Below are 20,623 nucleotides of genomic sequence, written 5' to 3' on the forward strand. Positions count from 1 at the left end.
CCTTCGTGGCGGCAACCACGGAACGGCGCAAGATCGCCCTCATGAGCGCCGACCGGCGCATCGACGTCGCGATCCCGCTCGATGAGACACTCGGCGACGCGCTGACCGGGCTCGGCTATACGATCCAGCACGGCCACCAGGTCGTGCTCGACCGCACGGGCAACGAGGCGCGCCTGGGCGCGAGCGGCGCCGACCTGCAGGACGGCGCGCTGTTCGCGATCGTCGACCTCCACCAGGTCGGCCGGGCGCAGGATGCCGCGACCGCGGTCGAGGGCGTCGAGCACGCGCGCGGCGCGCTCTGGTGGCTGCTGGGCACTGTCGCCGTGCTGCTGTCGGCCGGAGCACTGCTCGCGCCGGCGGGAACGGTCTTCGGCAGCGGCCCCGGCGAGGTCGTCGCCGGCCTGCTCGTGGGGCTCGGCGCCGCGGCATCCGCGCTGGCCTGGGCGGTCCGCCGGCGACGGGATGCCACGGCAGAGGGCCTCGCCATGCTCGCGCCGCTCGCCCTGGCGTTCGCGGCCGGAGTGCTCGTCATCCCCAAGCAGCTCGTGGCGGGCGACCACCTCGCAGTCGTCACCGGACTCCTCGCGGCCGGGGTCGTCGCCGCCCTCCTCACCGCCACCGTGAACGGCGGCCGGCTCCGCAGCGCGGCCGGCACCGCGACGATCATCCTGCTGGTGCTCGCCGCCGTCTGGGGCCTCACCCTCCTCGCCGGCTGGGGGATGCCCGCCGCCGCCGCAGTCTCGGCGGGCGCCGTGGCTCCCGCTCTGCGCTTCCTGCCCACTACCCTCGTGAACGTGCAGGAGGGCTACCACATCGACTACCGGCACTTCATGAGCAACCGGTGGACCGTCCGGGGCGCGATTCCCGAGACGCCCGACACGGTATCGATGGCCGCGGTGCGCGAGATCGTCAACGAGTCCTCCGCACGGCTGCTCGCCGGTACCGTGCTCCTCAGTGTCCTGCCCGTCGTGACCGTGCCCCTCGCCCTGACCGCGCCCCTCGTGGGCAACCCCTGGGCGCTCGGCGGCACCGCCGCCTTCCTCGTGGCCCTGGTCGTGGCGCTCGTGCTGGCGCCCCGCCACAACGCGTCGCCCGTGCTGCGCTGGGTGCCGCGCGCCGCCGCAGCGGTCGTGCTGCTGGAAGTGACCCTGGCCGTCAGTGGCGCCTTCGGAGTGGTCGTACTTCTGCTCGCGGCCTCCGCGCTCCTGCTCATCGGCGTGGTCGCGGCGGCCCTGATAGTCCCGATCGGCCGCGGCGCGAGCTCGCTCGTCTGGTCGCGGATGGCGGACATCCTCGAGTCGTTCGCGGTGGCCCTCGCCTTCCCGGCCGCGCTGCTCGCGTCGGACATCCTGTCCTTCCTCCGCGGGGTGATGGCCTCATGAGCTCCGTGCCCCCTGTGGCCCCCGTAGTGCCCGGCGGAGCCGCGACCTGCTGGAACTGCCGCCAGCCCCTCCAGCAGGGCGCTGAGCGCTGCCTGTGGTGCGGTGTGCCGCTGCAGGCCGCCCCCGTGCAGTTCGTGGTTCCTCCGGGAGTGCCGGCCGCCGGCACGGCGCCGATCGCGTCCGCGACCCCCGCGCCCGCTGCCGTGGCCACCGTGGCCACCGCGGCGCCGCACGTCGGCCGCACCCGCATCGCCCTCGACCCGCACTTCTCGGGCAGCGCGGCGGGCGTCGGCGCGCAGGTCGCCGCCTTCACCATCGACGTGGTGCTCGTCGCCCTCGTGGTGGTCGGCACGGGCATCCTGACCGGCAGTGCCGTTCTCGCGGGGCTCGCCCTGCTCGAGTCCGTCGTGATCCTCTGGGTGCTCCAGGCCCGCACGGGCGCCAGCCCCGGCAACGCCCTGCTCCGCCTGCGGCTCTCGCGGGAGGACGCGCCCTACTCCGCCGGCACCGGCCGCACGCTACTGCGCGGGCTCGTCACGGCGGCGGGATTCCTCGTCGCCGGTATCGGCGCCTGGGTGGTCGCGGCGTCCGGGGGCAGGGACGTGCGCGCCCGGAGCTGGGCGGACCGCGCGGCCAGGACCCAGGTCGTCGCCGTGCCCCGCCGCAGTCGCAGCGTCCCGGTGCGCGTCGCCGCCTACGCCCAGCCGGCTCCCGGAGTGCAGCTGGACTACGGGGTGTCGGACGCCCCGATCGTCCTCGCCGCGCCGCAGGTAGTGAGCATGTCCGCCCGCCACGCGGCCGTCGACGAGGCGTCGGCGAGCGCGTCCCAGACCGGGGCCCGCGGCGCCGAGGCGGTGGTGGTCGCGCCGATGCCCGAGCCGGTGGCGCTCGCGCCCGAGGTGCAGGCGACGGTGCGCAAGGAGGGTGCCACGGCGACCCTCCTCCTCGTGTTCGACAGCGGACAGCGCGAGGAGCTCGCGACCCCGGTCGCCATCAACCTCGGCCGCAGCCCGGCGGCCTCGGAGCCCGGCGACCGCCTCATCGTGGTGCGCGAGCACGAGTCGACAGTGTCGAAGACGCACGCCCGGCTCGAGCACTCGAGGGGCAGTACCTGGGTCACCGACTTCGGCTCCACCAACGGCACCGACCTGCTCACCGATGAAGGAGACGTCATCCCGCTCACGCCCAACGTCCGCACCCCGCTCGAGGAGGGCACGCGCGTGCGCATCGGCAACCGGGTCTTCACCGTGAGCGTCCTCCTGGGAGGGCAGTAGCCGTGGCGGGGACGAGGATGGCGCCGCCGCGCGTGCCGACGGGCAAGATCGCCGTGCAGGCGCCGCCGGAGCTGGCGCCGAGCGACGGCGGCGGCAACCTGCTGAGCTCGATGCTGCCCATGCTCGGCAGCGTCGGCGCGATCGTCATGGTCACCGTCACCAACGCGAACCCGACCGGCCTGCTCACGGGCGGCATGTTCCTCGTGTCGTCGCTCGGCTTCGTCGCGGTCAACGGCTGGCGGCAGCGCGCGCAGCGGCAGGCCGGCGTGCTCGCGGCCCGCCGGGACTACCTCGCGTACCTCACCGAGCTGCGCCAGACCGTCCGCGTCGCGGGCAAGCAGCAGCGCCGGGCCGCGAACTGGCTGAACCCCGCGCCGGCGGCCCTGACCTTCATCGCCGAGGAGCGCACCCGGGTGTGGGAGCGCGCCACCGAGGACCCGGACTTCCTCAGCGTGCGCGTGGGCACGAGCGACCAGCCGCTGTGCGTCGAGCTCGAGCCGCCGGAGCTGCCGCCGCTGGCCCAGCTCGACCCGGTCGCCGCCTCGGCGGCCCACCGCTTCATGGTCAGCCACGAGGTGCAGAAGAACCTCCCGCTCGCCGTCGAGCTGCGCGACTTCGCGCGCCTCGAGGTCACCGGCGACGAGGACCAGGTCCGCTCCCTCGTTCGCGCCCTGCTCCTGAACATCACGACCCTGCACGACCCCGAGGCCGTGCAGGTGGCGATCATCGCCGACGACGCCGTGCTGGCACAGTGGGAGTGGGCGAAGTGGCTGCCCCACACCCACTCCCGACGCGTCAACGACGGCATCGGCGCCGCGCGCATGATCGGCTCCGACGCGGCCGAGATCGAGGCCCTCCTGCCCGCCGACCTGACCGAGCGCCCGCGCTTCGGCCGCGAGTCGAGCGCGCGCCTGCCGCACGTGGTCATCGTGACCGACGGCGCCCGCATCTCGGCCGCCGACGCGATCATCACCGAGGAGGGGGTCGGCGGCGTGACCGTCATCGACCTTCCCGCCCGCTGGGGCGCACTCGAGACCGCCTCGGTGCTGCGCGTGGCCATCGGGCAGACGAAGGCCGGGGATGACCGCGCCGCTGAGCTCGTCACCCTCTCCGGCGCCGCCCGCCCGTTCGTGCCCGACCAGGTCTCGATCGCGGAGTCCGAGGCCACCGCCCGCCGACTCATGCCGCTCTACTCGACCCAGTCGACGGTCACCACCGGGGGCGGCAGCACTGCCCAGGCCGAGCTCGTCGACCTCCTCGGGCTGCCCGACGTGCGCGACATCGAGTTCGCCGTCGCGTGGCAGGGCAGGCTCGAGCGCGACCGCCTGCGCGTCCCGATCGGGCAGGAGCTCGACGGGTCGCCGATCGTCCTCGACATCAAGGAGGCCGCCCAGCAGGGCATGGGCCCCCACGGCCTGATCATCGGCGCGACCGGCTCCGGCAAGTCCGAGGTGCTGCGCACCCTCGTGCTCTCGCTCGCCCTCACCCACTCGCCGGAGCAGCTCAACTTCGTGCTCGTCGACTTCAAGGGCGGCGCGACCTTCGCGGGCATGGCCGACATGCCGCACGTCTCGGCCGTCATCACGAACCTCGGTGAGGAGCTCTCCCTCGTCGACCGCATGCAGGACGCGCTGGTGGGCGAGATCACGCGCCGCCAGGAGCTGCTGCGCTCCGCCGGCAACTTCGCCAACGTGTTCGACTACGAGAAGGCCCGCCGCGGTGGCCGCACCGACCTCGCGCCGCTGCCCGCGCTCCTCATCGTCGCCGACGAGTTCTCGGAGATGCTCACCGCCAAGCCGGAGTTCATCGACACGTTCCTCCAGATCGGCCGCGTCGGCCGCTCCCTGCAGGTGCACCTGCTGCTCTCCTCCCAGCGGCTCGAGGAGGGCCGGCTCCGGGGGCTCGACACGTTCCTGTCGTACCGCATCGGCCTGCGCACGTTCTCGGCCGCGGAGTCGCGCACCGTGCTCGGCGTGCCGGACGCGTACACGCTGCCGCAGAACCCCGGCGCGGGCATCCTCAAGTCCGACCAGGAGACGATGACCCAGTTCCGCGCCGCCTACGTCTCCGCGCCCCCGAAGCGCCGCAAGCGCGCTGTCACGAGCACCGACAGCGGCACCGACGCCTCCGCCGCCGTCGAGGTCTTCTCCGCGGCGCCGGTGTGGCGCGAGGCCGTCGTCGAGGCACAGCCCGAGGCCCCCGCCGTGCAGGAGCCGGAGGAGAAGCGCAGCACGTTCGAGATCGCGGTGGAGCGGATGAGCGGCTTCGGCCCGCGCGCGCACCGCGTGTGGCTGCCGCCGCTCGAGACTCCCGCCTCGCTCGACCAGCTCATGCCCGACCTCGCCGTCGACCCCGCGCTCGGGCTCGTCTCGCAGCAGTGGCGCACCGCTGGCGACTTCACGATCCCGCTCGGAATCGTCGACATCCCGCTGGAGCAGCGCCGGGAGAGCTTCACCGTCTCACTGGGCGGTGCCGCGGGGCACATGGTCGTCATCGGCGCCCCGCGCAGCGGCAAGAGCACGCTGCTGCGCACGGCCGTGGTGGCCCTCTCGCTCGCCCACACCCCGCTCGAGGCGCAGTTCTACGTCATCGACTTCGGCGGCGGCAGCTTCGCCGGACTCACGGCGTTCCCGCATCTGAGCGGCCTGGCCACGAGGTCGGAGCCCGACGTGGTGCGCCGCACGATCGCCGAGGTGAAGGGCATCATCGATGCCCGCGAGGTGTACTTCCGCACCAACGGCATCGACTCGATCGAGACCTACCGCCAACGCCGTGCTGAGGGCCGCGTCGACGACGGCTACGGCGACGTGTTCCTCGTCGTGGACGGCTGGGCGACCGTGCGGGCGGAGTTCGAGCCGCTCGAGGCTGCCATCCAGCAGATCGCCGCGCGCGGCCTCACCTTCGGCGTGCACGTGATCATCTCGGCGGCGCGCTGGATGGATGTGCGCGCCAACCTCAAAGACCTCATCGGCACGCGCATCGAGCTGCGCCTCGGCGACCCCTCCGATTCCGAGGTCGACCGCAAGGCCGCGGCCAACGTTCCGGCGTCCGCCCCGGGACGCGGCCTGAGCCCGAGCAAGCTGCACGTGCTCACCGCGCTGCCGCGCATCGACAGCTCCGGCGACGCGGCCTCGCTGGCCACGGGCGTGGACGACCTCGTCGCGCGCGTGACCGCGGCCTGGACGGGCCGGCCCGGGCCGAAGCTGCGGCTGCTGCCGGAGCGGATCGAGCTCCGCGAGGTTCTCGCGAGCACCACCCCGGGCATCCGGAAGCTCATGCTCGGCGTCGACGAGGCCAACCTCCAGCCGTTCGGCATCGATCCCGACCTGGAGCCGCACCTGTACCTGTACGGGGACGCGGGCTCCGGCAAGTCGTCGGTGCTGCGGGCGGTCGCGCGCGAGATCATGCGGGTCTACACGCCCGACGAGGCGAAGATCCAGATCGTCGACTACCGCCGCGCGCTCCTCGACGAGGTGCCGACGGAGTACCTCGGCTCGTACTCCACGGAGTTCGAGAAGGCGTCGGCCGTGATGACCGAGCTTGCGAGGTTCTTCAAGGAGCGCATCCCCGGCGCGAATGTCACGGCGGAGCAGCTGCGGGCCAAGTCGTGGTGGGAGGGCAAGGAGGGGTTCATCCTCGTCGACGACTACGACCTCGTGGCGAACTCGCAGGGAAACCCTCTCGCGCCGCTGGCACCCCTGCTCGCCCAGGCCGGGGATCTCGGGCTCCACCTGATCGTCGCCAGGCGCAGCGGTGGAGCCTCGCGCGTCGCCTTCAGCGACCCGATCATCAGGCAGTTCACCGACCTCGACACGACGGGCATCCTGCTCAGCGGCAATCCCGAGGAGGGGGCGCTCATCGGCAAGGTGAAGCCGCAGCCGGCCGTGCCGGGCCGCGCCCAGGTGGTCAGCCGCGACCTCGGGTACTTCGCGGCGCAGCTCGCCTGGGTGCCGCCGACGTTCGAGACGCCCTAGGCCCGGCGCAGCAGCTCCTCCTGGCGGTAGGTCGACCCGTCGGCGACCAGGGTGCCCAGCACCGGCCTGCCCGGGGGGAGCAGGCGCGCCGTCACCCGGCCGTCCGTCGCGGCGGTGAGCGCCCGGGCGACCATCCGCACGAACTCCTCGATGTCTGCCTGGTCGAGGGCGCCGTCGCTGTCGTCGAGCAGCACGACGTCCACGCCGCGCAGCCGTGCCGCGCGCGCCGCGTCCATGATCGCGGGAACCCGCAGTCCGCGCGCCCGGAGGCTGTCGCGCAGATCGGCCTCGGCGACCGCGAAGGTGCTGCGGTCCTCGGGGGTGATCGGGGCGCCGCTCGCGATGCGCTGCAGCAGCGGCACCACCGAGCTGCGGAGTTCCGCGAGGCGGGTGGTGCGCTCGTCCGCGACGGCCAGGCCGGCGGCCTCCGCGGCCCCGCGCACGGATGCCTCGGCGACGAGCTCGCGGATCCGGCCGCTCGTGCGCTGCAGAGCGAGCGCGGTGAGGGTGCCGACCGCCACGATGCCGGCCTGGCGGGTGGCGGTGAACGCGGCGTCCGCGATGCCCACCGGGGTGGTCGCTCCCCACACCAGGAGCGTCCCGACCAGGAGCGCGCACCCGACCCAGGCAAGCACGATCCGCCCGCGCAGGTTGAGGAAGAACAGCATCGCCGTGGCGGCGCCCACGTACCACGCCGTGTAGCCGCCGGGAACGAGCTGCCACGCCACGAGGACCACGGAGGCGGGCGCGACGATGACGACGACGAGCGCCACCGGGAGGCGCAGCGGCTCGCCCTTGTCGAGGCCCATCGCGACGCCCACCGCCGCGTACAGGGCGAGCACGACGAAGACCACGGCGGGGCGCGTCGAGTCGGAGATGCTCCACAGCGCGAGCACGGCGGTCGCCGCGAAGTACATCCATGTGAACAGCTGGGCCCCGGTTCCCGTGAGGCTCACGAGGTGGGGCGTCCGCGGGGTCACGAGTCCCGCCAGCCGAGGGTCACCGTCGTCCCCTTGCCGGGAGCTGACGACACCTCCGCAGACCCGCCGTCCACGGCGTTGAGCCTGCCCCGGATGCTCACCAGCACCCCCAGCCGGTAGGGGTCGACCGCAGCCGGGTCGAAGCCGGCGCCGTCGTCGCGCACCACCACCCGCGCGCCGTTCGCGGTGAGCCTGATCGCCACCGAGCGGCCGACGCCCGGACCGCCGGCGTGCCGCAGGCTGTTGCGCAGCGCCTCGGTGGCGCCCTCCGCGAAGGCGTCCGCGACCGCGGCGGGGATAGGCGCCTCGCGTCGGACGTCGGTGGCGATCCTGAGCCCGCTCGACAGGTCGAGGAGTACGGCGCGCAGGCGGGTGGCGAGCTCCGCGGGGTCGACCGGGGGCTCGTCGTCCAGGGCGGCGTCCAGTCGCGCGAGCTCGTCGAGGGCCTTCGCGGCCTGCTTTCGAACGGAGCCGGTGAGCTCTCCGCGGTCCGTCGTCGCGTAGTACAGCGCGGTCATGAGCTCGTCGTGCACGAGGGCGTCCAGCCGCGCCTGCTCGTGCAGCCGCGCCGCCACGGAGGCGGCACCCGCCGCGCTCGCCCGGGCGGTGGCGGCTGCTGCGTCGAGGTCGCGCGCGCTGCGCACCGCGACGATCGTGACGACCGTGAAGATCGAGCTGAACGCGATGCTGAACACGCCGTCCTGCAGCGACTCGGTGAGGTCCACCTCGCCTGCCGCCACGAAGCGCACCCCCGCCAGGAGCAGGGCGTTGGCACCGACGGCGAGCCACGCGAGCGACGGCCGCCACGCGAGGGCCGCGGGCACGGTGCCGATGCTCGTGATCCCGAGGGGCCAGGGCGACAGGTGGAGGGGCATCGGCTCACCGCGCATCGCGGGGACCCACAGCGCGACCGCGACCATGAAGGCGATCGCGTAGACACCCAGGACCACCCGCATCGCGTGCAGCGACACGACGCCCGACACCACGGCGAGCACGGTGGGCACGCCGAACATCACCAGTGCGACGGCGGTGGTCCACAGCGGGTCGACGAAGCGCGACTGGTCGAGGATCGTCGCCAGGCTGAGGCCCGCATAGATCGCGACCGCGATCCCGAGCAGCACGACGATGGTGCGCACGACCCGGGTCTCGGCGAGTGCCTCGGTGCTCACTTCTCCGGCCTGGGCAGCAGGCGGTCCTCGACCGCGCGCTTGTAGAGGTCGATCTTCGTGTGGGCGGGCCGGCCCGCCATCGCGTACTTCGAGCGGATCCGCCGGATGTACTCCGACACGGTGCTGCCCGAGAGGCCCGCACGGCTCGCCACCGTGAGGGACTTCTCGCCGGAGGCGTACAGCGCGAGAACCTCCTGCTCCTTCGGGCTCAGCCGGGCCGACGCGAGGTCGGGGTCGGAGTCGAGCGCCGCCGCCCACTCGGTGGTCGCGATCGCCTCGCCCCCGGCGGTCCGGCGCACGGCGTCGAGGATCGCCTCGCGGGAGTCGGACTTGCGGACGATCCCCAGCACACCCGCCCTCGAGGCCGCGCGCAGGTCGGACGGGTCGTCGGCCGCTGTGAAGGCGAGCACGCGCGCTCCCCGCTCGTGCAGCACGCCCAGGTTGTGGGCGATCGTCGAGCCGTCGGAGAGCCGGATGTCGAGCACGACAAGGTCGATGCCGCCGAGTTCGGGGAGGATGTCGTCGACCGTCTCGCCGCCCGCCACGATCACCAGGTCGGCCTCGCTCGCAATGAGCGACGCGAACCCCAGGCGCACCGTCTCGTGGTCGTCGACGTGGGCCAGACGGACGGGGTGCGCGCTCGGACGACCGGTAACCACGGGCACGGGCCTCCATCGATGAACGCTGCGGGTAACCCCGAGACTGCCATCTCCCGACCGTCTTTGGCAAACAGACCGTCCTGTCCCCCTAATGGGTGTCATGGAAAGTGACTACTGCCCGCCGCGGTCCCGCACTGGGAGTATTCGACTAACCCGACGTGCCTCACCAGACCATGGAGACCCGATGCAAGCGCTCGCCATCGACGACCACGTGACAACGAAGCTGTACGCCTGGTACACGATCGTCTCCGAGTGGGAGCCGCCGGGCGAGGGCTTCGAGGGTGTGTGCATCGAGTGCGCCGAGTCCGCCCTGGCCTGCGCGGTCGATATCGGCGCCTGGCCGCACGACGTCATCCACTCGCTCGTCGTCTCCCTGCGCACCGCGATCGCCGACGTGCAGGACTCCTATTGCGAGGAGTGCGAGTGGGATGCGGCATCCGCCCCCGCAGTGGCCCGCCAGGCCGTCGCGGACACGCTCGCGCGCTACGCGGCCGACATCCAGGACGTGCTCGACCAGTGCCTCACCGACCGGCTCCAGGCCTACCTGACCGGCCAGGTCGAGCTCGGCGAGTGGGAGCTCAGGCGCCCAGCTGCATCCTGAGCGGCCAGTCGTCGCCGTCGAGGATCACCTGGGTGGCCTCGCCGCTCGTGGCGTGCATGAGGATCGGGGCCATGAGGTTCGCCGACGGCCCCGTGTCGCTGAGCGTCGTCACGACGAGCACCCGCACCTCCGAGGTCTCGGTCGCTCCGATCGACTCGAGATGCTGGACGCTCATCTCCGGGTTGTAGTCGGGGAGGTACACCGGGGCGTCGATGACGTACAGGCGGATGTCCGGGGCATCCAGCGAGCGGAGCGTGTACAGGCCGTCGGCCTCGGCGACGGGCTCCAGGTCGAAGTCGACGAGCGGCGACAGACCGGGCGGCGGAGCGATGAACGTGACGAGCCCGGTCATGAGAGGAACGACATGAGCGTGGGCTGCAGGGCGCGCGACGTGACCGCGAGGGCGGTCTGGTAGGCGACTTCCTGCGTCTTCAGCTCCAGGATGACCTTGCTGAGGTCAACGTCCTCCACGTCGGCCCGCTGGCTCTCCAGTGAGCCGGACTGCGCCATGTTGAGCTCCTTGGTCGTCTCGAGCTGCCCGTACCGAGATCCGACACGGGACTGCTCACCCAGTATGGACGAGATGGCCCCGTCAACGGCAGTCAGGTGCGTGCTGACGTCGGTGCCGGCCCGCAGGTCGGTCGAGATCTGGTCGATGAGGGCGAACACCGACGTGGCGCCGTCGCCGAACGCCGCGGTGCCGTCCACGTCGATGCGCACCGTTGCGGTCGGGCTGATCCGGCGCTCGACGGAGCTGCCCGCGACCGCCGTGCTCGCATAGGCGGCGGTGAAGGCCTCGCCCGCGTCCGAGTTGCCCGCGAAGATCGAGCGGCCGGCGTACTTGGTGTTGGCCGTGGCCAGCAACGACGCTTTGAGGGAGTCGAGCTGCGTCGCGATCGCCTCGCGCGACGCCGGGTTGAGCGAGCCGGAGTTCGCCCCCTGCACGACGAGGTCGCGGACCGTCTGCATGGTGTCGGTGGCCGCGGAGAGCGCGTCGTCGGCGGTGCCGAGCCAGGCGAGCCCGTCGCTGATGTTCGTGCCGTACTGGCTCAGGGCGCGCTGGTCGGCGCGGATCCGCATCGACTCGCCCGCGCCGGCCGGGTCGTCGGATGGCTTGGAGATCTGCTTCTGCGTGCCCGCCTGGTTCTGCAGCTTCGCCAGCGTCGACATCGACAGCTGGAGGTTCGCCTGCGCCGTGTGCATGAGCATCTGGCTGGTGATTCTCGCGACCATCGGTTATCTCCCCACGAGTCCGGTGCGATTGATGAGCGTGTCGAGCATCTCGTCGATGGCCGTCATCACCCGTGCAGCACCCTGGTAGGCGTGCTGGTAGGTGATGAGGTTGGTCGTCTCCTCGTCCATGTCGACACCAGTCTCCGACATGAGCTTCGATGTGGCGGATGCCGCGGCGCGCGTCGCCGTTGTCGCCTGGTCGGAGGCGCGGCGGCTCTCGATGCCCACCTTCACGACGAAGTCGGACCACGTGGCATCCGGCCCGGTCGCCGAGGTGCCGAGCGCCGCGATCTTGTCCGCCATGCTGCCGTCGAGCGCGCCGGTGCCCGGGGCGCCGGCGGCGATGCCGGAGGAGTCGGTCGGGATGACGGTGAGGCCGAGCGCCGCGGGCCGTCCCGCGGTGAACGTGAAGAAGCTGAGGCCGGTGGTGCCCGTGGTCGTCGAGCCCGTCGAGTGGATGGCGTTGACCTGTGCGGCGATCTGCGTCGCGAGCGCGTTGTAGTTCTCCGCGGCGGAGACGATGCTGCCGCCGGATGTCGCGGTGCCGGGGCCCATCGCAGCGACGGCCGCCGCCAGCGCGCCGCCGGAGATGGCGGCTGACTCGCCGGGCCGGTTCGCCCACTCGAGCTGCACGGGGCTGCTGTTGGCGTCGCCGAGCTGCTCCGCGCCGGTGAGCAGGAGCGTGTGCGTCTTGCTGCCGGTGACGAGCGGGTTGCCGCCGACGAGGACGTCGGCCGAGCCGTCGGCCCGGTCGACCACGGTCGCCCCGGTGAGGTTCGCGAGTGTCGTGGTGAGGCGCGCGCGCTGGTCGAGCATCTCGTTGGGCGACTGGCCGGCGGCGGTCGCCTGGCGGATCTGGTCGTTGAGCGCCGCGACCTGCGTGGCTATCGCGTTGACCTGCGTGACCATGCCCTGCGCCTGGCTGTGCGTGGTGTTGAACGTGTTGACCGCGTCGGAGTAGCCCTGCGCGACGCGGCCGGCGAGCTTGTTCGCGGCCTCGAGCAGCACACCGGCGGCCGACGGCTCGCCGGCGTGGTTGGCCACGTTCTGCCACGACGCCCAGAAGTCGTGGAGCACGCTCGCGAGCCCGCTGTCGCCGGGCTCGTGCAGTGCGCCCTCGATCGAGTCCATGACTGTCGCGCTCATCTCGGCGTAGCCGCTCGACGCCGACGCGGTGCGGCTGCGGCTCTCGAGCAGGGCGTTGCCGAGCCGCTGGATCTGGTCGACGGTGACGCCGGTGCCGCCGCGGAAGAGGGTGTCGAGCGGGCCGATGCCGGCGAGCGAGCCGTTGGCCGACTGGGATACCCGCTGGCGCGTGTAGCCCTCGGTGTTGACGTTGGCGATGTTCTGCCCGACCGTGTCGATGCCGGCGCGCGCCGCGGCGAGGCCGGTGTAGGCGGTGCTGAGCCCGCCGAAGGTGCTCATGCCTCGTTGTCCAAGAGCCGTGCCCGCGGGCTCGGGATGTCGGCGGCGCCCGTCGCGTCGTAGGTGCCGCTATCGGTCACGATGTGCGCGAGCGTCTCCTGGGTGGAGCGCGAGGCGGCCCTGAGGAACTGCAGGTTGCTGTCGCGGAGCGCCGCGATCCCGCCGGCGAGCTCGTTGAGCGCCTGGAGGTGCGATGTGAACGTCTCCTTCCAGGCGGCGGAGGGGGCGTGGCTGATGATCTCCTTCAGCGTGGCATCCTCGCTCGTGCCCCACTCGGCGGCGACCCCGGCGACTTCGAGGGAGCGCTCCAGGGCGGACTGGCGCAGGCGGCCCAAGACCTGCTCGACCTCGCGCGTGGCGAAGGGGAGCCAGCGGGTGCGGCCCGCGCTGAGGAGGAGCTGCTCCTCCTCGAGCTTGAACATCAGGAGTTCGAGCATCTCGCGTTCGCGCCACAGGAGCGCTGACAGTTCATGGGCTCCCATGCGTGAGCGGTCTCCTTCCGGCTGCTCGGGGCTGACCCTCTCCGTATCGATCATCGCAGAGAGCGTTCGAGTGGGCATACAGAGAACTGTCGGCAGCATTTCGCATCCCGTTAGTGGGAATTGATATATCACCTCACATAGGTGACTGTCCGAGACGACACGCGGACCCGTTGTGGGGGGTGCGAGGGGGGTGGACGAACCCCCAAGATTGTGAACTGTCACCGGTGAGGGCTTACCCAGGCACCCGCACTCCTCACCAGCGAACCCGACGAAATTACCAAACGGACCCTTTGTGGACCGTGCCTGCATATCGGTGACTTCTGGGGAGCACTCGGTGAATCGAGACCAACGCAACGCGCTTGTCGTTGAGAATCTGCCCTTGGTGGGATACCTCGTCCGCGACCTCTGCGCGCGCGCGACGCACCTCTCCCGCGACGACCTCGCGGCCGCCGGCGCCCTGGCCCTCGTCACCTCGGCCGATGCCTTCGACCCCAGCCTCGGCGTCCCCTTCGGCGCGTTCGCCCGCCGCCGCATCATCGGCTCCTTCGCCGACACCATGCGCACCGACGACTGGGCGACCCGCAGCGCCCGCCGCCGCATCCGGGAGACCCTCGCGGTTCAGGAGACCCTGACGGCCTCGCTCGGCCGCGTCCCCACCGTCGACGAGATCGCCTCCACTCTCGGCGTGGACCGCAAAGAGGCGACGGATGCCCTCACCGACGCCTCGCGCACCATCAGCACCCTCGACGAGATCAACACCGACCTCCTGATCGCGGACAACTCGACCCCCGAGGAGACGGTGATCACACAGGAGCGCACCGTGTTCGTCCGCTCGTCCGTCGCGGCCCTGCCCGAGGACATGCGGTACATCATCGAGCAGATCTACTTCGAGGAGCGCTCCGTCAAGGAGATCGCCGAGGAGCTGGGATTCACCCACTCCGCGGTCTCGCAGAAGCGCTCAGAGGCCGTGCGCCTCATCCGTGACGGCCTCACCACCCACTACTCCGAGGACGATCGCGCGGCCCAGGCCGCCGCCGAGTCCCGCATTGCACCTGTGCGCCGCGCGGCCTACCTGGCCCGCGTCGCCGAGTACGCCAAGGCCGGAATGGTCGACGGCCTCATGGACACGGGCTGGGCGGAGTCCGCGGTGTCCTGACCCCCCTTTCGGGTCGAACACTAACCACCGCCAACCAACAACCGAATGTCAACAGTGCCGGACCACGGATGGACCGGTTCTACAAGCCCACATCACGGAGGAAATCACCATGGGTATGTCAATCAACACCAACATCGCGGCGAACAACTCGTACCGCAACCTCACGAACACGCAGAACGACCTGTCCAAGTCGCTGGAGAAGCTCTCCAGCGGTCTTCGCATCAACCGCGCAGCGGATGACGCGGCAGGCCTCGCGATCTCTGAGGGCCTCAAGTCGCAGGTCGGCGGCCTCACGGTCGCGTCCCGCAACGCGCAGGACGGCATCTCGGTCATCCAGACCGCTGAAGGCTCGCTCTCCGAGGTCCACACGATCCTGCAGCGCATGCGCGACCTGGCTGTCCAGGCCGGCAACGACTCGAACAACTCGACCTCGCGCGCCGCGATCACCACTGAGGTGTCCGCGCTCACGACCGAGCTCGGCCGTATCGCCGCCGGCACGGACTTCAACGGCACCAAGCTCCTCGACGGCTCCTCGTCGGCGCTGAGCTTCCAGGTGGGCGCGAACGGCGACGCGGCGAGCCGCATCTCCGTCAACCTCACCAACATCGCCGGTCTGGCCGCGGGCCTCACCACCGGTGGCGCTGGCGCGAAGTTCGACGTGCTCACCCCGACCGACGTGACCGGCGCCCAGGCGTTCACCATCACGGACGGCACCACCGACACGACGGTCACCGCGACCCTCGGCGCCGCTGGTACCTACAAGACGGTCCAGGAGGTCGCGAACGCCCTCAACGCCGACACCGGCTTCAAGTCGAAGCTCAACGCGAGCGTCAACCAGAACAACCAGCTCGTCGTGAGCGCGTTCTCGGGCGGCGCTGTCGTCGGTGGCTCGACGGCGGGCACGGACGCCTCGTCCGGTACCGGTACCGGCACCAGCTCGGCTGTCGCCGGCGGCGTGCTCAACTTCACCACCGCGACGTCGGCTGCGGCCGCCATCACGGCTCTCGACGCCCGCATCACCCAGGTCTCCACGGCTCGTGCCGACCTCGGTGCTCAGCAGAACCGCTTCGAGAGCGTCATCCGCAACCTGGCAGTCTCGAAGGAGAACCTGTCGGCGGCCGGATCGCGCATCCGCGACACGGACATGGCGGAGGAGATGGTCAAGTACACGCGTGCCAACATCCTGCAGCAGGCTGGTACCGCGATGCTGGCCCAGGCCAACCAGAGCACCTCTGGAATCCTGCAGCTCCTGCGCTAGTCACAGTCGCACCAACTGAACTGAACTAACGCACATCCTCCGGTGGTGGCGGTGGAAGGCTCTCGAGCCCTCCACCGTCACCCCGGCGGGTGGCTTCCCGAGCAGGAGAGGACACCATGGGATCGCTAGCGATCGACGGGCTCATCAGCGGCCTCAACACCACTGACCTCATCAACAAGCTCATGAGCGTCGAGGCTCAGCCGCAGACGCTGCTCAAGAACAAAGTCAGCACCACCCAGACCCTCGTGAGTGCCTTCCAGAGCCTCAACACCTCTGTCGCCTCCCTCGCGTCGTACGCGAAGGCCACGGCCCTCCCGACCGCCGCCAACCTCTTCACGGCCAGCTCCAGCGCTCCGAGCGTGACCGTCACCGCCGGTACGAGTGCAGCTCCCGGCCAGATCGACCTGAGCGTCACCGCCGTCGCCAAGGCCCAGGTCTCGGTCACCGCCGCGATGTCGCAGTGGCCAGACAGCCCCGCCACCTTCACTGTCGTCAAGGCCGACGGCACGAAGGTCGAGCTGACCGCGGCCTCCACCGCGATGTCGGACATCGCGGACGCCATCAACGCGTCGTCCGCCGGTGTCAAGGCCTCCCGCGTCGCGGCCGGCAGCAACGGCACCGACCCGCTCTACCGCCTCCAGCTGAGCTCATCCGCGACCGGCACCGACGGTGCATTCCAGGTCTTCCGCGGCACGGCCGCCGAAGTGACCGCGGGCACCGCCCCCAACCTGCTCACCGAGACCGGCGCCGCGACTGTGCAGTCTGCGAGCAACGCCTCCGTGACCCTGTGGGCGGGCACTGCCGCCGAGCAGGTCATCACTTCCGCCTCGAACACCTTCAGCGACATCCTGCCCGGCGTGAGCGTCACGGTCTCCAAGGTCGAGGCCTTGCCCGTCTCGGTGACTGTCGCGAAGGACACGGCGGCGGTCGGCAAGCTCGCCGAGAACCTGGTGGCGAACCTCACGTCGGTGTTCAACTTCATCGCGAGCAAGTCCACTGTCACGAAGGGCACCGACTCCACGGGGTCCGCGACGACGTCGGCCGGGGTCTTCACGGGCAACTCCACGGCGCGCGACGTCAACGCGCGCATCATGACGGCCGCCACCGCACCTGTGAACGGCAGGTCGCCCTCCGAGATCGGCATCACGATCACGAAGGACGGCGGCGTCACCTACGACTCGGCCAAGTTCTCTGCGGCGCTCGCCAAGGACCCCGCCGGCACGCAGGCGATGCTCCAGACCATCTCCGACCGAGTGGCGACCGCCGCGGACGCCGCCTCTAACCAGTACACGGGCTCGATCACCCAGGTGATCACGGGCCAGCAGTCCTCGCTCAAGTCCCTCGGCGACCAGATCGACAGCTGGGATGTGCGCCTCGCCTCCCAGCGCGCGGGGCTCGAGCGCACCTACTCGGCCCTCGAAGTGTCCCTCAGCAACCTCCAAGCGCAGTCCAACTGGCTCACGTCGCAACTGGCCGGCCTCAGCACGGGAAGCAACGCATGACTATGACCCACGACCCGCGGCTTGCGCGGGCACAGTACAACCAGGACGCGATCCTCTCGGCGTCGCCCAACCGGCTTCTCACGATGCTGTTCGACAGGCTCCTGCTCGACCTGCAGCGCGCGGAGGCCGCCCAGTCCGAGCAGGACTGGAACCGGGCATCCGGCTACCTCATCCACGCGCAGGACATCGTCGCCGAGCTCGCGGGCACGCTGGACGTCGAGCGCTGGGACGGCGGTCAGAACCTGCTCGCGATCTACCTGTTCTCGTCGACCAAGCTCGTGAGCGCCAACGTCGAGCACTCGATCGAGCGCACGCGCGAGGTCATCACGATCATGGAGCCGCTGCGCCAGACATGGCACGAGGCGGCCGCGATGGTCGCCGACCAGGCCGCGGCGGCGCACGTCCGCTCCTCCGGAGACCTGGGCTTTGCCTGATCGCGAGGAGATCAACGCCTCCTGGCGCCTGATCCTGGGCGAGCTCGAGAGTGATCTCGCCAGACTGAAGTCGGGGGAGGTGCTCGACGATGGCGGCCGGATAGCCTCAGCAGACTGGTCACCCCCCACGATCGTCGGGCCCCTCCCCGACGAGTACGCCAACGCGGTCCGCGAGCTCATCGGGCAGCAGCGCGAGGCCATCGAGGCCCTCGAGGAGGCGCGCCGGCGGACGGGCGAGCACCTGTCGGCGGTGAAGGCGGCGGAGCCCGCCCGCGGGCAGCGGCCGGCGTACCTCGACGTCGAAGGTTAAAGCTCAACTTTAGAAATTTGCTAACGGCGCTGACGAAGTCGCCGATAGGTACAACAGAGCACGGATAGCTCACCACTGCAGGCCACGGATCGGCCGTCTTTTCCTATACCAATGGAACGGATGCCGTGTTCGATTCGGTCACCTTCAACGCACTCACGAGTGCCCTGGACGGCCTGTCTGCGCGCCAGCGCGCGATCGCGAACAACATCGCGAATGTGAACACCCCCGGCTACCAGGCCCAGCGGGTCTCCTTCGAGGAGGCACTCGCGGCTTCGGTGAAAGACGGCAGCGGCGTCGTGGCCCCCACGACCAAAGTCTCGCTCGACCCGACGCGCCTCGACGGCAACAACGTGAACCTCGATACCGAGACGCTCTCGAACATCGACACCGTGCTGCGCTTCCAGTTCGCGTCGAACGCGACGAGCGCCCAGTTCAACCTCGTCCGCGCATCCCTGGGAGGCAACTGATGGCCACTGACGCAATCGCGATCGCGGGCACCGCGCTCACCGTCCACCGCAAGTGGCTCGATGCGATCTCCGACAACATCGCCAACGTCAACACCGTGCGGGCGAGCTCGGATGAGGCCTTCCGGGCCCACTACATCATCGCGGAGGCCGGCGAGGGCACGACCGGGGTCTACGTCAAGGCGGGCGCCTACGGGAGCGCGGAGGGCCGCATGGTCTACGAGCCCGACCACCCGCTCGCCGATGCGAAGGGCTACGTGCGCTACCCCGACATCGACCTCGGCCAGCAGATGAGCAGCCTCATCATGGCCCAGCGCGGCTACGAGGCGAACGCCGCCGTCGTCGACCGCGCGAAGACCACCTACGAGGCAGCGATCCAGATCGGCAGGAACTGATGGTCCTCCCCGTCGCCGCGGTATCGTCCGTCGCTCCCACCGGCTACCTCTCGGGCACGCAGTCGGTATCGGGCGCGGCCGGGGGCGACTTCGGCTCCACTCTCGCGGGCGCCGTCGACAACCTGCAGCAGCTGCAGTCCACGTCTGACTCGCTCGCCGTCAAGGCGGTCACGGGCGACCTCAACGACATCCACCAGGCGACCATCGCCGCCACCCGCGCGCAGGTGACCATGGAGGTCGTCGCGGCGGTCCGCAACAAGGGCGTCGAGGCGTTCAACGACATCATGAGGATGCAGGCCTGATGCCCAAGGAAGTCTCGGCTGCGTTCGGCCGCCTCACGCACGCCCTGCGCGAGTTCACCGTCGGCCAGCGCACCATCGCCATCATCGGCGTCGCGGTGCTCGTCGTGGGCGCGATCGCCCTCGGCGCGTGGTTCACCCGCTCCACCTACTCGCCCCTGTTCTCGGGCCTGAGCGGCTCCGACGCGAGCGCGATCGTCGACCAGCTCGATGCTGACGGCGTCTCCTACCAGCTCACCGACGGCGGCCAGACGATCCTCGTCCCCGACTCCGAGGTGAACTCGGCCCGCCTCAAGGCGGCGGCAGCGGGCCTGCCGAGCCTCGACAACGGCGGCTACGCCCTGCTCGACGCGATGGGCGTCACGGCCTCGGAGTTCCAGCAGTCGGTCACCTACAAGCGCGCGATCGAGGGCGAGCTCGCCTCCACGATCGAGTCCATCAAGGGCGTGCGCACCGCCTCCGTGAAGCTCGCGATCCCCGAGCAGTCGGTGTTCGTCTCCGAGAAGCAGGATCCCACCGCCTCCGTGTTCGTCGACACCGAGTCCGGCGTCACTCTCACCACCGACCAGGTGCAGGCGATCACCCACCTGACCGCGGCCTCCGTCGACGGCCTCACCCCCGAGAACGTCTCGGTCGTCGACGCCGACGGCACGGTGCTCTCCGCGGTCGGCACAGGCACGACCGGCAACTCCGAGCAGCAGGCCTCGACCTACGAGGACCGCGTGCGCTCGGCGGTCCAGGCGATGCTCGACCGCGTGGTCGGCGTCGGCAACGCGACGGTCGTCGTCGCCGCGAGCATGAGCCTGCAGTCGGGCCAGCGCGTCGAGGAGACCTTCACGACCCCCGAGGACTCCCCGGTGCTCACCGAGGACTCGTCGAAGCAGGACTACACCGGCACCGGCTCCACCGGCACGGGCGTGCTCGGCGCCGACAGCATCGCGGTGCCGACCGGCGGCACGGGCGAGGGCAACTACACGTCGGAGTCGAGCACCAAGACCAACGCGATAAACAAGGTCACCGAGACCACGCAGATCCCGGCGGGCCAGATCGAGCGCCAGACGGTGTCGGTGGCAGTGGACAAGGATGCCGCGGCCGGCATGTCCGCGAAGACGCTCGAGGGCCTCGTGGCCGCTGCGGCGGGCATCGACACCGAGCGGGGCGACGACGTCAAGGTCGAGCTCGTGGCGTTCGCGAAGGTGGACAGCGGCACCGCCGCCACCGCCCTCGAGGAGGCCCGCGCCTCGGAGCTGCAGGCGAACATCACCCAGATCATCACCACCGCGGTGCCGGTCGCGGGCGCGATCATCCTGCTCGTGATCCTGCTGAGCGGCATCCGCGGCTACCGCAAGCGCAAGGACAAGCAGGCCGCGATGGATCTGGGCGAGATGACCCAGGTGCGCGACCCGCTCGAGGCCGGCCAGGCGGCTGCCCTCGATGCCGCGGGCCTCCTGCCCCCGACCCAGCCGCTGGTGGCGGGCCCCTCGGCGTTCGCGGAGTTCGGCCCCGACCTCGACGACCTCGGTGTCGAGCGCATGCGGCAGGAGCTCGACAGCCTCGCGGCCGCGAGCCCCGAGCGCATGGCCGAGCACCTGCGCACGCTCATGGATGACAGGAGTCGTGCGTGAC

General features: G+C 70.9%; 20 protein-coding genes. 13 read left to right on the forward strand and 7 right to left on the reverse strand.

Features of this window, described 5'->3' with window-relative positions; translation table 11 throughout:
- The first annotated feature begins 5 nt into the window (after positions 1–5).
- The 3 genes from AC1RTC_RS14225 to eccCa are packed head-to-tail and all read left to right on the forward strand — an operon-like array spanning position 6 to position 6,630.
- Positions 6–1,382, forward strand: a complete 1,377-nt coding sequence (locus AC1RTC_RS14225; RefSeq protein ID WP_493156785.1) for a hypothetical protein — start codon at positions 6–8, stop codon at positions 1,380–1,382.
- On the forward strand, positions 1,379–2,656 hold the full coding sequence (locus tag AC1RTC_RS14230) for an FHA domain-containing protein (protein WP_493156787.1): 1,278 nt from the start codon (positions 1,379–1,381) through the stop codon (positions 2,654–2,656). The genes AC1RTC_RS14225 and AC1RTC_RS14230 overlap by 4 nt, the downstream gene beginning before the upstream one ends.
- Before the next feature lie 2 nt (positions 2,657–2,658).
- Complete coding sequence (gene eccCa, locus AC1RTC_RS14235; RefSeq protein WP_493156789.1) at positions 2,659–6,630, forward strand: type VII secretion protein EccCa; 3,972 nt, start codon at positions 2,659–2,661, stop codon at positions 6,628–6,630.
- Here eccCa and AC1RTC_RS14240 read toward each other — a convergent pair.
- From AC1RTC_RS14240 to AC1RTC_RS14250, 3 genes are read right to left on the reverse strand one after another with little or no spacing between them, the layout of a single operon-like run.
- The gene (locus AC1RTC_RS14240) at positions 6,627–7,610 is read right to left on the reverse strand and encodes a DUF8320 family protein (RefSeq protein ID WP_493156791.1); all 984 of its coding nucleotides are present in this window, start codon (positions 7,608–7,610) and stop codon (positions 6,627–6,629) included. The two genes, eccCa and AC1RTC_RS14240, sit on opposite strands and share 4 nt — an antisense overlap.
- The gene (locus AC1RTC_RS14245; RefSeq protein ID WP_493156792.1) at positions 7,607–8,779 is read right to left on the reverse strand and encodes a sensor histidine kinase; all 1,173 of its coding nucleotides are present in this window, start codon (positions 8,777–8,779) and stop codon (positions 7,607–7,609) included. The genes AC1RTC_RS14240 and AC1RTC_RS14245 overlap by 4 nt, the downstream gene beginning before the upstream one ends.
- Complete coding sequence (locus AC1RTC_RS14250; protein WP_493156794.1) at positions 8,776–9,438, reverse strand: response regulator transcription factor; 663 nt, start codon at positions 9,436–9,438, stop codon at positions 8,776–8,778. The genes AC1RTC_RS14245 and AC1RTC_RS14250 overlap by 4 nt, the downstream gene beginning before the upstream one ends.
- 184 nt (positions 9,439–9,622) lie before the next feature.
- On the opposite strand from AC1RTC_RS14250, the gene AC1RTC_RS14255 reads away from it, so the two are divergent.
- Positions 9,623–10,039, forward strand: coding sequence for a hypothetical protein (locus tag AC1RTC_RS14255; RefSeq protein WP_493156796.1), 417 nt, complete (start codon positions 9,623–9,625; stop codon positions 10,037–10,039).
- Here AC1RTC_RS14255 and AC1RTC_RS14260 read toward each other — a convergent pair.
- The 4 genes from AC1RTC_RS14260 to AC1RTC_RS14275 are packed head-to-tail and all read right to left on the reverse strand — an operon-like array spanning position 10,017 to position 13,233.
- Entirely contained in the window at positions 10,017–10,391 is a 375-nt protein-coding gene (locus AC1RTC_RS14260) for a flagellar assembly protein FliW (RefSeq protein ID WP_493156798.1), read from the reverse strand. The two genes, AC1RTC_RS14255 and AC1RTC_RS14260, sit on opposite strands and share 23 nt — an antisense overlap.
- A complete protein-coding gene (gene flgL, locus AC1RTC_RS14265) occupies positions 10,388–11,272 on the reverse strand; it encodes a flagellar hook-associated protein FlgL (RefSeq protein ID WP_493156800.1) in 885 nt (294 codons plus the stop codon). Before flgL ends, AC1RTC_RS14260 begins: the two co-directional genes overlap by 4 nt.
- Before the next feature lie 3 nt (positions 11,273–11,275).
- Positions 11,276–12,697, reverse strand: coding sequence for a flagellar hook-associated protein FlgK (gene flgK / locus AC1RTC_RS14270; protein ID WP_493156802.1), 1,422 nt, complete (start codon positions 12,695–12,697; stop codon positions 11,276–11,278).
- The gene (locus tag AC1RTC_RS14275; protein WP_493156804.1) at positions 12,694–13,233 is read right to left on the reverse strand and encodes a flagellar protein FlgN; all 540 of its coding nucleotides are present in this window, start codon (positions 13,231–13,233) and stop codon (positions 12,694–12,696) included. Before AC1RTC_RS14275 ends, flgK begins: the two co-directional genes overlap by 4 nt.
- Positions 13,234–13,513: 280 nt before the next feature.
- Between AC1RTC_RS14275 and AC1RTC_RS14280 the strand changes: the two genes are divergently transcribed.
- The 9 genes from AC1RTC_RS14280 to fliF all read left to right on the forward strand — a co-directional run bounded on the left by AC1RTC_RS14280 (position 13,514) and on the right by fliF (position 20,622).
- Positions 13,514–14,335: a sigma-70 family RNA polymerase sigma factor gene (locus tag AC1RTC_RS14280; protein ID WP_493156806.1), complete on the forward strand. Its 822-nt coding sequence runs from the start codon at positions 13,514–13,516 to the stop codon at positions 14,333–14,335.
- A 109-nt stretch (positions 14,336–14,444) separates the two neighbouring features.
- The gene (locus AC1RTC_RS14285) at positions 14,445–15,593 is read left to right on the forward strand and encodes a flagellin N-terminal helical domain-containing protein (RefSeq protein WP_493156808.1); all 1,149 of its coding nucleotides are present in this window, start codon (positions 14,445–14,447) and stop codon (positions 15,591–15,593) included.
- A 116-nt stretch (positions 15,594–15,709) separates the two neighbouring features.
- Entirely contained in the window at positions 15,710–17,095 is a 1,386-nt protein-coding gene (gene fliD, locus AC1RTC_RS14290; RefSeq protein ID WP_493156810.1) for a flagellar filament capping protein FliD, read from the forward strand.
- Positions 17,092–17,529 carry a flagellar export chaperone FliS gene (gene fliS / locus AC1RTC_RS14295; RefSeq protein ID WP_493156812.1) on the forward strand — a complete coding sequence of 146 codons (438 nt, stop codon included), beginning with the start codon at positions 17,092–17,094 and terminating at the stop codon, positions 17,527–17,529. Before fliD ends, fliS begins: the two co-directional genes overlap by 4 nt.
- Positions 17,522–17,839 carry a hypothetical protein gene (locus tag AC1RTC_RS14300; RefSeq protein WP_493156814.1) on the forward strand — a complete coding sequence of 106 codons (318 nt, stop codon included), beginning with the start codon at positions 17,522–17,524 and terminating at the stop codon, positions 17,837–17,839. The genes fliS and AC1RTC_RS14300 overlap by 8 nt, the downstream gene beginning before the upstream one ends.
- Positions 17,840–17,964: 125 nt before the next feature.
- The gene (gene flgB, locus AC1RTC_RS14305) at positions 17,965–18,306 is read left to right on the forward strand and encodes a flagellar basal body rod protein FlgB (RefSeq protein WP_493156815.1); all 342 of its coding nucleotides are present in this window, start codon (positions 17,965–17,967) and stop codon (positions 18,304–18,306) included.
- Positions 18,306–18,698: a flagellar basal body rod protein FlgC gene (locus AC1RTC_RS14310; protein WP_493156817.1), complete on the forward strand. Its 393-nt coding sequence runs from the start codon at positions 18,306–18,308 to the stop codon at positions 18,696–18,698. Before flgB ends, AC1RTC_RS14310 begins: the two co-directional genes overlap by 1 nt.
- Positions 18,698–19,000 carry a flagellar hook-basal body complex protein FliE gene (fliE, locus tag AC1RTC_RS14315; RefSeq protein ID WP_493156819.1) on the forward strand — a complete coding sequence of 101 codons (303 nt, stop codon included), beginning with the start codon at positions 18,698–18,700 and terminating at the stop codon, positions 18,998–19,000. The genes AC1RTC_RS14310 and fliE overlap by 1 nt, the downstream gene beginning before the upstream one ends.
- Positions 19,000–20,622 (forward strand): flagellar basal-body MS-ring/collar protein FliF, encoded by a 1,623-nt coding sequence (gene fliF / locus AC1RTC_RS14320; RefSeq protein ID WP_493156821.1) that lies wholly within the window; start codon positions 19,000–19,002, stop codon positions 20,620–20,622. Before fliE ends, fliF begins: the two co-directional genes overlap by 1 nt.
- The last annotated feature ends 1 nt before the right edge of the window (position 20,623 follow it).

Source organism: Rhodoglobus sp. GW821-FHT12B09 (genome assembly GCF_058809925.1).